Here is a 13,638-nt window from a genome sequence, read left to right as displayed (position 1 = left end):
TCTGAAAATAAAGTGAATGACCTATTTTAAAAAAATACTTCGCTTTGCGAAGCCTTACAAATCCTATGCTATTTTGAATATTATTTCAAATGTGCTATTTGCTGTGTTTAGTACCTTAGCTATGATTTCGCTTTTTCCATTGCTTAAAGTTTTGTTTGGTGAAGATGAACCCGTTTACATAAAACCTGAATGGAGCGGAATTGATAATGCAAAAACATATTTAGAAGATTTACTCAACTATTTTGTAACTGAAAAAGCAGAACAAGGCGTAGATGATGTATTGATTTACATGGTTGGCATCGTGATTAGCATGTTTTTATTGAAAAATATTTTCAATTACTTGGCGATGTTTTTTATTACTTTTCTGAGAAATGGCGTACTTAAAGACGTTCGGAATGCCATGTATAAAAAAACGGTAGAATTGCCGCTTTCGCATTATTCAGAAAAGCGAAAAGGAGATACCATAGCCCGAATTACTAGCGATGTGCTGGAAGTGCAACATTCTTTTTTATCTATTTTAGAATTGATTGTTCGTGAACCTTTAACCATCCTATTTACCATATTTGCCATGGTGGTAATCAGTTGGGAATTAACCGTGTTTGTTTTCATATTTATTCCTATATCCGGTTTTATCATTTCTAGGATAGGTAAATCTTTAAAAAAGAAATCAGATCGAGTTCAAAAGGAACAAGGCATGTTTTTGTCTATTTTAGAAGAAACTTTAGGTGGGCTAAAAATCATCAAAGGCTTCAATGCAGAAGGAATTTTCAATAGAAAATTTAGGCATTCAACTCAAGAATTTTATAACTTTTCCAATAAATTATTGAATCGTCAAAACTTGGCTTCGCCTACTAGTGAATTTTTAGGAATTGGTGTAATTGCCATTTTACTTTGGTATGGCGGCAGAATGGTTTTGATTGATGGAAGCTTAGACGCCAGTATGTTTATTGCCTATATGGGACTTTCCTACCAAATTTTAACTCCTGCAAAGGCCATTTCAAAAGCATCTTACAGCATCAAAAAAGGGAACGCAGCTGCAGAACGCATCTTATCTATTTTAGAAACCAAAAATGAAATTGAAGATCAACCTGATGCGGTAGAGAAAAATGATTTCACTTCTTCTATTGCCATCAAAAACATCAACTTTAAATATGAAGATGATTATGTGTTGAAGAATTTTTCGGTGAATATTCCGAAAGGAAAAACCATTGCTTTGGTAGGTCAATCGGGAAGTGGAAAATCGACCATTGCTAATTTACTTACTCGTTTTTATGAAGTAAACGAAGGCAGTATTGAAATTGATGGCGTTTCTATCAAAGATATGAAACTCCATAGCTTACGTGGTTTAATGGGATTGGTTACCCAAGATTCCATTTTGTTTAATGATACGATTCGGGAAAATTTGAAGCTCGGAAAGGAAAATGCGAGCGAAGAAGAGTTAATTGAAGCCTTGCAAATTGCTAACGCACATGATTTTGTCATGGCTTTACCTAAAGGCCTGGATACCAATATTGGCGATAGTGGTAATAAGTTAAGTGGTGGTCAAAAACAACGGATTTCTATTGCTAGAGCTGTGCTTAAAAATCCACCCATCATGATTTTAGATGAAGCAACTTCTGCATTGGACACCGAAAGCGAACGCTTGGTACAAGAAGCTTTAGAAAACATGATGAAAAACCGAACGTCTGTAGTAATTGCTCACCGACTTTCGACCATTCAAAATGCAGATGAGATTATTGTTTTACACCGCGGTGAAATTGTAGAGCAAGGCACACATCAAAGTTTAATAGCTAAAAACGGAACCTACAAAAAACTAGTCGACATGCAGAATTTGGGGTAATTTGGCTTTATTGATAAAAGTGTTGTCTGTTGACGGTTGTCGGTTTTCTGTTTTCTGTTGTCGGTTATTGGTTTGGTGGTGTTTTGAAAGATATAGGTTTTCATCATGAGATTCCGTATACAATTTACTTCATCAATTTTTACGGAATGACAGAATATACTAACATATTGGCTCTTATTCAAGCGATATTTCATTTGCGAAAATTTTGGTTATTTCTTCTCTCCCTAAAGCGTTTACATGAATTTTATCGTAAAACAAAGATGGGTCATTTATTTTATTAGCATGATTAATCAAGTTTTTCTTGGGATCCAGGGTAATTACTTTTAAGTTGTAAATTGGAGCCTGGTAATAAAATAAGTCGATATTGTTTTCTTTTGCTAGGCTTTCAATTTTTACTAAATATGGATTTTCCCAAGCAAGCGTAATTTCATCTAGTTCATTTTTGGGTGGATTTCCTGTTATAGGGTAGGAGTAATTTCCTTTATCATCAAATCGATTTCGTTTGTTAGGCTGAATTAAAGCTTGGGCTGAAGATGCTGCCATTTCTAAATTATAGTAAGAAACTCCAACAAAAGGTTGCCAATAGGAAAGACTCAAGTAATGAGTTGGTCCTAATTTTTCATTGAAGTGCTTATGGACGTAGTCACGATATATATAAGGCAAGAATCGATAATCGTTTGTACTTTCTTTAGGATTTTTATTGGCAACATCCCTCGGACTTATGGTCACAAAAACCTTATCCGTACTTCCACCACTTTCCAAAAAGTGCTTTAACATCAGATAATGGGTGCCCAAGCTAGTATCGTCCATGGAAGCATTTAAACCTGATGTGGAATTCATTTGATCTACCAACTTCGTGTCGATACTCGTTAATCCCATACTTGATCCTAAGATGATATAATCATAATTTTGATTTTCTACTGTATTGCTAATAAAGGACGGCTTATATAATTTACTTTTTTGATGAATGTAAAAGACAACCAAGCTGATGCCATTCAATATAAGCAAAACCAAGAGTCCATAAATCGTGATCTGTTTTAGAAACTTTTTCATAAACACTAAAATTGGAAATAAATAAAATCAGATGGGTTTTTGAAAACGCCTAAAAATAGAATTAAAATGACTACGATAAATGATTTCCATTTATTCAACTGTACTTCTTTTTTATTATTAGCAAAAGCAGTGTACTCCGTTAACAAAAGGACAAGTATACTAAATAGTGAAACCCCAAAAAACAGCATGTATTTATTCGATTTTAAAAATAAATTCATGCTCAAATCATCCATTTTTAAAATCTCAACTATATACTGCCAAGCTTCACCAAGATTAGCTGCTCTAAAAAATACCCAAGCAAAGGTGACCAATAAAAAAGTAAATATAATGCTTGATATATTTTTCAAATTCAAGTGGTTGCCTTCTAAGTTTTTTCTATTGGCCTTCACTAATAAAAGTGGTAAAAAAAGCAATGCATGAATACCGCCCCAAACAACGAAAGTCCAATTTGCTCCATGCCAAAAACCACTCACTAAGAAAATAATGAATACATTTCTTACTTGCTTCAATTTAGTAGCCCGTGAACCACCAAGCGGAATATACAAATAATCCCTAAACCAAGTAGATAGTGAAATATGCCATCTTCGCCAAAATTCAGCTATATCTCTTGAAAAATAGGGATAAGAAAAATTGGTCATTAATTTAAACCCAAATAAACGTGCAACCCCAATGGCAATATCTGAATACCCAGAAAAATCACCATAAATCTGAAAGGCAAAAAGCACCGCTCCTAATAACAAAGTTACGGATGATTCTTGTACAGGATTATCAAAAATTTGATTGACAAAAAAGGCGCAGTTATCGGCTACCACTACTTTTTTAAACAAGCCCCATATCATTAAATAAATCCCCGATTTAGCCAATTGGTAGTCGAACTTTTTAGGTAAACTAAATTGGGGTAAGAGTTGAGCTGCTCGTTCAATTGGTCCTGCTACTAACTGTGGAAAAAAGGCTACATAAGTAGCAAACGAAAGCAGATTCTTACTTGCTGAAATTTCTCTTTTATACACATCTAAAGTGTAACTAAGTGTTTGGAAAGTATAAAATGAAATTCCTACTGGAAGTATAATCTGTAAAGTGGAAGCTTCTAAACTGATTCCAGCTGTTTCAAATGCTTCAATGAAGGATTCTACGAAGAAATTGTAATATTTAAAAAAGCCTAGAAGTCCTAAATTAAATAGTAGACTCATAGCCACTAACACTTTTCTCCTTGACTTTGCAGTAGTTTTCTCAAGGTTTATTCCCACTGCATAATCCACCAAAGTACTAGCTATAATTAAGCCTAGAAATCGCCAATCCCACCATGCATAAAATACATAACTCGCTATCAAAACAATCAAGTTTTGCAATTGCAATTTTTTATTTGCTAACCAGAAAAGTGCAAATACTATGGGTAGAAAAATTAAAAAAGAAATGGAATTGAAAAGCATTTATGTTTATTATAATTTGGGTTTTATCATGAGATTCCGTATAAAATTTACTTCATCAATTTTTACGGAATGACAGGTTTTTTTGAATGTTGTTAGATATGAGAAGTTATGTAGCTGCGCTGTTGTAAAAGTTGTGAGGTTCGCAGGCTCACTGTTATATCGCTACGCTGTTTTCAGTTGTCTGTTCGAGTGATTCTGCTACGAATAATTTCTGTTTTTTTATTTAAACCGTTGTTTGCAGAATTGTTCTTCGATTATACTCAGCAGAACTATCGAGAACTTTTTAGCTGTCCCGATTCACTACGTTTCTCGGGATTAATTCACATAACTATCGATACAACGACAGATTGGGCAGGCAATTATGCAATTATAAATTGCTATCTCATTGAAGTTGTAGGTTTTCGATTATTGGTTTGGAATTGTTTTGAAAAAATATAGGTTTTCATCATGAGATTCCGTATACAATTTACTTTATAAATTTTTACGGAATGACAGTTCATTTATAAATAGACGCTAAGATTATAAGATTTCAATCCATTTTTGTTTTACGGTTTGCCAATCGAAGGCTTCTACTTTTTGACGCCCTTGAAGCGAAAGCTTTTCGACCAAACTAGGTGATTGGATGAGTGTTTTTATGGCTTCAGACATGGCATCTACGTTATCAGGTGGGACGAGCATGGCTTCATCTTCATCTAATAAATAAGGAATTCCACCTACATTAGTGGTCACCACCGGTAAGCCTAATGCCATGGCTTCGATTACACTTACAGGTGTATTATCTACATTGGTAGTATTGATGAAAATATCAAAATCTTTTGCATAATTCAACCATTTTTCTTTAGGCATACCGCCAGTAAAGCTTACTGGTAAATCGTGTATTTCTGCAAAAGCTTTGCATTGATTAATGGATTCATCTTTAAATGGACCTACCATACTTAATTGTATATCTGGAAAATCATCTCGCAAGTTTTGTAGTACTTTTAAAGCTAAAATGGGATTGTAAATATGTGCAAAGGAACGTACATAGAGTAATTTGGGAGTTGCTTTTTTTCTTAATTGAAAAGGGTATTTCCCTATTTCAATGGTGTTGGGTATGTATTTTAGATTGGTATAGCCTGCTTCTTGAAAAGCTTCTAATAGATAATGCGAAGGAGCAATGTTTAGGTAAGCCTTGCCAAAGAGTTTTTTGCAAAGTTTCGGGCTGTTATTTAAGCGCTTTGGTAAATTACCTCCATGTAAGATGCAAATGTATTTTTTATTAAAAAGGCGTGCTAAGCGAGCATTTAAATACGCATACCAAAAAGCCGATGTAGAATACGTATCGATTAGCAACACCTCATACCAATTCCTCAGACTAAGGTTTGCCCAAAGCATTTGCAACAACCGAAGTACAGGATTAATTTGATTAGAAAAGGTTTTCACCTGATAAGCTTCCTTTTCTAAATCCTTACTTAAGGTTTCAAGATGGGTTAAGTTGCGGTTTTTCTGAGCGAGTTTGTTGCCCAGATAAAGGATGTTTTTTCTTTTTTCTTTTTTTTCCATAGGTTATATCAAGAAGGGCATAGCCATAAAAAAAACCAGGTAGAGCTACTCGCATAGCGGAATGATTTACAGTTAAAAACCAAAAAAGAATAAATGGAATAATAAATAAATTCTTTGGTTTAAATAAAAAAGTAAATAATGGAATTAAAATCAACATTATTAATGCTGCTATCCCAAAGGAGCCATGTTCACTAATCATTCTTCCTATTTCGTTGTGTGAAGCCATAGTATGCCCTAAGGTTTCTATGCGATGAATGTTGCCCATCCCCACTCCAATGCCAAAAATTGGATCTTGCATAAATAATTCTATTTCTTCTGTAAAAATATCAAATCTACCAGTACTGATGTCTTCTTTTTTAACTCCCTTTGCATTAATACCTGCATATCGATTAAAAATTAAGCCTCCTGTAACAGCTATCGTATACCCCCAAACTACAAAACCAGCTAAAGACAATAATCCTAATTTCAATATTACTTTAGTTTTAGCTATAATGTTGGCCCAGTTTAAAAAGAGTAAAGTTAATATACCACACATTATTAACCCAGTTAATAGTCCACCTCTGGAGAAAGTTAAGAGTGCTCTATATGCAAAAAAAGCTAAAAAAAAATTATTTAGCACTTTTAAAATAATCTGTTTTGGAGGTATTAAAAATCGAATATAAGTTAAAAAAACCCCCATACCAAAAATAGTAGAAACTTGATTACCGCTATAACCTCCTGATAATTGTTGATTCGATTCTGTTGTAAATGTTACATTCTCAAAAGATGGAGATTTAAAAGTAACATAAATAGCCATGGATATAATTGGTAAAATCATATAATCTGTAACTCTTAATATATCATTTACCTTAATTTGCCTTTTGTAACAAAATAAAGCTGTAGCAACAAGAGACAATGGTCCAGAGAGATTAAAAAGTATCATTTTTCTAAAACTCTGTTCAATATCTATATAATTTAAGTAGGTTACATAAATACCTGGAAAATATAACAATGCCAATATTAATATTGGAAATGCTTTAAGTTTTAAGTCTTTAAAATATAAGCCTTGAAGCATAAAAAAGGTAACTAAATACTTACCCGATTCCCAAAAAGGGACTGATCCAGTCATTCTTAGAAATACTTCTGAAGTGCTAACATAACCAGCTGCAACCAAAGTCCATAACACTTTGTTTGTAGAGTAAATAATTTTAAGTTCAAAATAAATTAAAAAACCAAAAAAATATAAAATACCCAGTGGTTCTAACAGATATAATAATAAACCCAATAGCACATGTAGTAAAATTGGCTTTAAATCTTCTTTGGTTTTATTATTTATACGAGATGTTAACAATTATTCAAATTAAGTTGTTAGCTAATTGATTAAATCTTCTTGATTGATAAAAGACCAAGCTGTTTTAGCTTGATTCAGCTTTTTTCCAAGAACAGTTTTAAAGTCAGTAGCATCTACACCTTTCCCTTTAGGTTTTTTCGCTTCTAAATCTTTAAAACCTAAAACATGACCTTTTGGTAAATCTTTGTTCACGGCTAATGATTTTTCAAAAATAGCCTTTAAGTTCGAGAATTCCTTATGATCTTGTTTATCGATTGGATTATTTATTGCTTTGAATATGGTATTTGTGGCTTCCACTAAGGATTTGGTTTCTTCTAAGGTTAATGAAGCCTTTACATCAGGACCAAACATTTCTTTATGAAACACCACATGGAATTCGATAATTTCAGCTCCTAATGTAGTAGCTGCAATTCCAGCAGCCGTTGACCCCGAATGATCCGAAAAGCCTATTTTTAAATCGGGGTAGCGACCTTTTAATTCTGTAATTACATTTAAGCCAAATTGTTCTGGTTGTGTTGGATAAGCCGTGGTGCATTGTAAAACGCTCAAATCTACATTACGTTGCAATAGAAATTGCACCGCTGCATCCAATTCGGTGTACGAGCTCATACCACTCGATATGATGACTGGTTTTTGGGTTTGCGCTACCTTTTCTAGTAGCAAAAAATTGGTTACTTCTCCACTACCTATTTTATAGGTATCTACTTCTGCTTCTTCCAATACATCTACCGCTGCATTGGAGAATGGACTACTGATAAAGTCTACACCTTTTTCTTTTGTATACTTACCTATCTCATTCCATTGTTCTTGAGTAAAGGACATGCGTTCCCAATACTCATATCTCGTTTTATCTTGTTTGGAGAATTTAACTCGGAAAGGTTCAAACTCGCTGCTTTCTGCATGGGCGATATGGGTTTGGAATTTGATGGCGTTGACCCCAGTTTGGGCTACAGCATCAATATACGCATACAACATGCCTAAACTTCCTTCATGGGCTTGACCTATTTCAGCTATTAAATACATTCTAGTGCTTTTTTAGTTGTTAATTTCGATGGTTGATGGGTTTTCCGTTTACGGTTATTTGTTTTCAGATGTTTTTTTATAGCTTGTGGCTTTTAGCTTTTAGCTCTTAGACCGTGTTCAAGGTGAATCGTGAACCGTGAACTGTGAACCCTTCGACATGCTCAGGGTAAATAGTGAATTGTGTTGGGTTTCTGTTTACGGTTATCTGTTTTCAGTTGTTTTTTGTAGCTTTTAGCTCTTAGACCTTGCTCAGGGTGAATAGTGAATCGTGATCTGTGTTGGGTTTCTGTTTACGGTTATCTGTTTTCAGTTGTTTTTTGTAGCTTTTAGCTCTTAGACCTTGTTCAAGGTGAATCGTGAACAGTGAATTGTGAACAGTGAAAAGTTAATTGTCATGTGTTTAGTGTCCATAGTTATTTGTCTGGTTTTATATGCTCTAAATTATCTAAGGCCTTTGATCTTTTCTCTTTTAGCTACTATTGACTTTAAATTACCGAACTATATACCTGAATTACTTGTTCTATTATGGTATTTGGATTAAATTCATTATTTACTTTTTCATGCAAAGCCTTTGCATCTTTATTAGCTTCAGTAGGATTTTCTATATAAAATTGAATCGCTTCTGCTAAAGCTTTTGCATCGTTTGGGGCTACTAACTTACCAGAGTTTCCTATCACTTCAGCGCATTGTCCCACATCAGTGACTACTACTGGTTTTTTTGCCATAGCATACTCTATTAATGCCATAGGTAGTGCTTCAACATCTGATGACAAAACAGCAATTTTAGATTGATTAACAATATTGCTTACGTCTGAGCGTTGACCTAAGATTAAAACTTCTTGAGTTAAAGATGAATTACTTATTAATTTCTTAAGCGATTGAGCATATTCATCATTTTTATTGTCTCCAACTAAAACCAACTTCCAGCTTTTATAAGCATCATTGTTTTTAATAATTTTAAACGCATTGATTAGATTAAAATGGTTTTTGGGTTTTCTTAGATTAGCAACACATACTATACAGGGCTCATTTAACTTAAAATTCCTTGAAATATTTTGGTTTGTATCTGGCGAAACAAAATTATTGATGTGGCTAATCAAATTGGTTTTTAAATTGGTTTTTGACCATTCAACTAAATCATTACTTACACAAAACACATGCGAAAAATATCTTGAAACTTGTTTTAAAATTTCACTCTTGAAGTGATTCGTTTCATTTACCCTATTGCCATGGTGGTCGTGCCAGACTATTTTTAGGCTAGAATCCACTAATTTTAATAAAAAGGCGAAAAAAAAGGAACTCCCATGTGCATGTACAATTTCTACATTATTTGACTTTAAAAAGCTTAATGTCTTTTTTATAGCTGAAAAATCAATACTTCGTTTTTTATTACAAAAGAAGTAAGCAGTTTCTTTATTGATTGTTTCTTTTAAAACTCCTTCTTTTCGGGTGCAAACTAAACCTGAAAAGGCTACTTTTTCGGCTAAGGTATTAGCAAGATTTACTGCCATGCGTTCTCCACCACCTGCATCTAAGGAGTCGATTAGCTGGATTACTCGTATATTATTTTTGTTGAGCATTATTTTTGTTGGGCATTTTTTTAGTTGTTGGTTGACTTCCCGATTCACTGCGTTTCTCGGGATTAATTCCCATGACTATCGATACATCGACAGATTGGGCAGGCGATTACGCAATTATAAATTGCTATCTTATTGAAGTTGTTGGTTGTTGGTTGTTATTTCGATTCGCTGTTGTAAAGGTTGTCGGTTTTCGGTTTTCGGTTTTCGGTTATTGGTTTGGTGGTGTTTTGAAGTATTGGATTTTCATCATGAGATTCCGTATAAAATTTACTTCATAAATTTTTACGGAATGACAGTTTTTTTTAATGTTGTTAGATACGAGAAGTTGTAAAAGTTGTGGATTTCGCAGGCTCACTGTTATGTCGCTTCGCTGTTTTCAGTTGTCTGTTCGAGTGATTCTGCTACGAATAATTTCTGTTTTTTTTTAACCGTTGTTTGCAAAATTGTACTTCGATTATACTCAGCAGAACTATCGAGAACTTTTTAGCTGTCCCGATTCACTACGTTTCTCGGTATTAATTCCCATGACTATCGATACATCGACAGATTGGGCAGGCAATTACGCAATTATAAATTGTTGTTTCATTGAAGTTGTTACTTACTTTTAAACTATTATTTCTTAAAAATGTAATGAAATAGGTTTATTGTGTAACTTCCTGCAACAAACTTTATATGAACTTTAGTTTAAAAATGGACAACATTAAGTGGCTAATAGTTTTTCTATTTCTTTTTCAAACTTATCTAAGGTATATTGCCTTGACCATTGGGCTGCTTTTTCGGCCATGCGTTCCAATTCGCTTGGTTGATTAATCAGCGATTGAATGCTATTCGCTGTTTCATTTAGTTTAGTATCCAGCATCAAAATACCTCGTTTTCCATTATCTAGCATCCAAGGCACACACGAAATAGGAGTAACTATAGGAATACAGCCCCAGAACATGGCTTCTGCTACTACTTTTGGCCAACCTTCTGATTTGCTAGGTAAGATTAAAAAATGAGCCTGTTGTATGGCTTTTTTTACTTTTTGTTTGGGTTGATTTCCGTAAATCAAAACCGTATCTGTTAATTGATGAAGCTTGATGTAATCGCTTACAGCTTCTCGTTCAGTTCCATCCCCATAGATGTGTAAAATTGCATCTATACCTTTTTGTTGCAATTCCTGCACGAATTGAATGGCCTTTAAAGGTTGTTTGCCGGGAGCTAAACTGCCTACAAAACAAAAATGAAGTGTTTGGGTATAATTTCTAATCTTGATAGGTTCTTTCTCGCTTTCTTGATAAGTAGCTGTAAAAAAAGCTTTGATGTTTTGTGTTTGATTTGGCCAATTACCGTAAACCAAAACTTGCATATTTTTGGTTAGCAAGGTATTGCTTAACAGCCATTTTTGAAGTATATAGCTCCAAGGTTGCTTTGCTTTTGGATTCCAATTGCCGGCATATTTGGCTGTTTTTGGGGTTTTGGGAAATAAAACTTGAACTAAACATCCCAGCAAACCCATATTTCCTGGACACCGCAAATGAATATGATCGGCTTGTTTCATGGCTTTGTAAATAACGGCAAGAATCTGTGGTAGTTTGAATAAAGTCTTGAGTATCTCTTTGCTACCAACTAATGAAAATGCGGATACTTGGTAAAACTTTATTTGGTTATGCTGATAGGCTAAACTGATGTTTTTTTCAAAAGAATCTCCTACAGGAGAAACAATACTGATTTGGTTAACATATTTTGCCCAAAGATTCATTTCTCTAACGTAGGGCGCATAAGCAAAGTATTGATCTTCTTTTTTGTAAGTTTCAGCATGTGTTACAATTAAAAACTTCATTAAAAATTAGAAGGTTTAAATTCAGGATAAGTCAAAACGAGCTCTTTATTGTTATAAGCTAGGAATTGTATCTTATTTTTATGAGCCGCTTCAAAATCATTTATTGAGTCGCCTATTAAGACACATTCTTTAGGAGTATAATTGTTTTTATTAAGAACATTAGCCACCAATTGTTTTTTAGGTGTTGGTGAACCTTCAATACTTTTAAAACACTGATCTATACCAACTCCTTTGGATATCTGCCGCAATTCATTGCCATCTGAACCCGATACAATGTGCATATTGTATTTTTGATAGTTCTCTTTAACAAAATCAAGAGTTTCTTTAATGAGTAAGTCTTTATTTATTAAGTTGGCTAACATGATTTCTGAAAATTGATCTGCCCAAACTTGCACTTGCTCATCAGTAATTTTTTCGCATCTTACTTCTTCAAAAAAATACCTGAATTTTACATACCTCGATAAGCCACCATTGGCTTGGTGAAAATTCATAAGTTGCTTCACTTGATCTTTAGGGTAATTGGCTAATACCATTTCAAAACCTTTGTCCCGAACCGCGTTAGAATTCATTAAAACGCCGTCGAAATCCCAAAAAATTGTTGTTATCACCTGTATGTTTCTTTATAAATAGGCAGCATTGCTTTGGCAAATTCAAAGTCTTCGTATTCATCAATATCTATTCCCGCTACTTTTGGAAGTAAAGACTTATAAGGCTTAGGCCCTAAGAAATAGCCTTCATGCAGAGTAGATATTTTATCCCTCATGTAAAGACCATTGGTTACTTTAAATATGTCTGGCAATTCTTGACTTATAGTATGATTTTTATCTGCTTTGTAGTTTAAAGGCTTATCATCTAACCAAAAGTATTCTTTAAGTAAATTTACACTCACTAAGCTATCATGCGAATTGTTTTTTATAACATTATTAAAATAATCTTCAAAACATTGTTGAAACATTGATTTAGACATAAAAGGAACCACAACGGTACACCAAGCAAAATGCTTGGTGTCAATATCCTTAACAATTCCAGTGATTACTTCAGAAAAACTTGCAATATGTCCTTTACACAAATAAGAGTCTCTCTCATGGTATCCCACCCCTAAATTCTGGGCAACTGCCTTTACATTTTCAGAATTAGAACTTATAAGTATGTTTAAGTCTTTACGGTAATTCAGCAGCTCACTAATTTTCCATTCAAGAAGTGAAACCCCATCTTCGATTTCTAGATAAATTTTATCTTTCACCCTGGTACTTCCTTCTCGGACGGGAATGATTATTGTTAAATCGTCTTTCAAAAAATTTTCCATTAAAATTCTTTTTTTATGCTTTTACATAACCCAGCAAAAAGATTTAAATCCACTGAAAAGGCTATATACCTGAATCCCTTTTCTTTAAAAAGTTTTATTTTATCAAAACTATCTACAAAGGTTCCTAATATTTTTCCCGTTGCTTTTACTTTTTTAGCTAACACTTCAATGGCTTTTACCACTTCAGGGTGGTCAACTTGTCCAGGATAACCAAGGGATTGTGATAAATCATAAGGACCTATAAACAATATATCAAATCCATCTAACTCAAGTATGCTATCAATACTATTCATCCCATCCTTGCCTTCAACTTGCAAAATAAGCTGCTTAGTGTTTGCATTGGTTAGGTATGTTGATTTTTCTGTTGTACCGAAGTTGGCAGCTTTTACATAGCAACAAACTCCTCTATTGCCCTTGGGGTAAAACTTAGCGGCTTCAATGGCTTGCTTAGCTTGTTCTACGGAGCTTATATTAGGTACTTGAACCATATCTGCTCCTGTATCAAAGGCACTACCAATTTTATTGTGGTTATTTTCTGCTACTCGAATTACGGAAGTCATCCCTCCCATTTTTGTAGCTCTTACATGGTTTTGAATAGTCGTTAAATCTACTGTGCCGTGTTCTTGATCGAAAATCATAAAGTCTAAACCAGAATAGCTTATGGCTTCAACTAAATTTGAATCAATTGTTTTTGAAAAAATACCTACCATAA

General features: G+C 33.8%; 11 protein-coding genes. 1 reads left to right on the top strand and 10 read right to left on the bottom strand.

The annotated features are described in order from the left end of the window. The first annotated feature begins 16 nt into the window (after window positions 1–16). Window positions 17–1,840: an ABC transporter ATP-binding protein gene (locus IEV72_RS05525; RefSeq protein WP_188458099.1), complete on the top strand. Its 1,824-nt coding sequence runs from the start codon at window positions 17–19 to the stop codon at window positions 1,838–1,840. A 174-nt stretch (window positions 1,841–2,014) separates the two neighbouring features. Here IEV72_RS05525 and IEV72_RS05520 read toward each other — a convergent pair whose 3' ends face one another. The 10 genes from IEV72_RS05520 to IEV72_RS05475 all read right to left on the bottom strand — a co-directional run bounded on the left by IEV72_RS05520 (window position 2,015) and on the right by IEV72_RS05475 (window position 13,636). Beyond that, window positions 2,015–2,893 (bottom strand): hypothetical protein, encoded by an 879-nt coding sequence (locus tag IEV72_RS05520; protein WP_188458098.1) that lies wholly within the window; start codon window positions 2,891–2,893, stop codon window positions 2,015–2,017. 5 nt (window positions 2,894–2,898) lie between these two features. Continuing rightward, entirely contained in the window at window positions 2,899–4,242 is a 1,344-nt protein-coding gene (locus IEV72_RS05515; RefSeq protein ID WP_308420159.1) for an MBOAT family O-acyltransferase, read from the bottom strand. A 600-nt stretch (window positions 4,243–4,842) separates the two neighbouring features. Further along, window positions 4,843–5,865: a glycosyltransferase family 4 protein gene (locus tag IEV72_RS05510; protein WP_188458096.1), complete on the bottom strand. Its 1,023-nt coding sequence runs from the start codon at window positions 5,863–5,865 to the stop codon at window positions 4,843–4,845. Next, the gene (locus IEV72_RS05505; protein ID WP_229731816.1) at window positions 5,783–7,195 is read right to left on the bottom strand and encodes an O-antigen ligase family protein; all 1,413 of its coding nucleotides are present in this window, start codon (window positions 7,193–7,195) and stop codon (window positions 5,783–5,785) included. The genes IEV72_RS05510 and IEV72_RS05505 overlap by 83 nt, the downstream gene beginning before the upstream one ends. Before the next feature lie 21 nt (window positions 7,196–7,216). After that, a complete protein-coding gene (locus tag IEV72_RS05500) occupies window positions 7,217–8,218 on the bottom strand; it encodes an N-acetylneuraminate synthase family protein (RefSeq protein ID WP_188458095.1) in 1,002 nt (333 codons plus the stop codon). Between the two features lie 485 nt (window positions 8,219–8,703). Further along, window positions 8,704–9,798, bottom strand: a complete 1,095-nt coding sequence (locus IEV72_RS05495; protein ID WP_188458094.1) for a glycosyltransferase — start codon at window positions 9,796–9,798, stop codon at window positions 8,704–8,706. A 700-nt stretch (window positions 9,799–10,498) separates the two neighbouring features. Then, complete coding sequence (locus IEV72_RS05490) at window positions 10,499–11,620, bottom strand: glycosyltransferase family 4 protein (RefSeq protein WP_188458093.1); 1,122 nt, start codon at window positions 11,618–11,620, stop codon at window positions 10,499–10,501. Beyond that, window positions 11,620–12,228, bottom strand: a complete 609-nt coding sequence (locus IEV72_RS05485) for an HAD family hydrolase (RefSeq protein ID WP_188458092.1) — start codon at window positions 12,226–12,228, stop codon at window positions 11,620–11,622. The genes IEV72_RS05490 and IEV72_RS05485 overlap by 1 nt, the downstream gene beginning before the upstream one ends. Continuing rightward, the gene (locus IEV72_RS05480; protein ID WP_188458091.1) at window positions 12,225–12,926 is read right to left on the bottom strand and encodes an acylneuraminate cytidylyltransferase family protein; all 702 of its coding nucleotides are present in this window, start codon (window positions 12,924–12,926) and stop codon (window positions 12,225–12,227) included. The genes IEV72_RS05485 and IEV72_RS05480 overlap by 4 nt, the downstream gene beginning before the upstream one ends. Further along, a complete protein-coding gene (locus IEV72_RS05475; RefSeq protein ID WP_188458090.1) occupies window positions 12,926–13,636 on the bottom strand; it encodes an HpcH/HpaI aldolase family protein in 711 nt (236 codons plus the stop codon). The genes IEV72_RS05480 and IEV72_RS05475 overlap by 1 nt, the downstream gene beginning before the upstream one ends. Window positions 13,637–13,638 lie beyond the last annotated feature (2 nt).

It is taken from the genome of Psychroflexus planctonicus, from assembly GCF_014640195.1.
Lineage (GTDB): Bacteria > Bacteroidota > Bacteroidia > Flavobacteriales > Flavobacteriaceae > Psychroflexus > Psychroflexus planctonicus.
The sequence above is the reverse complement of the archived record's forward strand: the minus strand, read 5'-3'. Positions and strand labels throughout refer to the sequence as shown.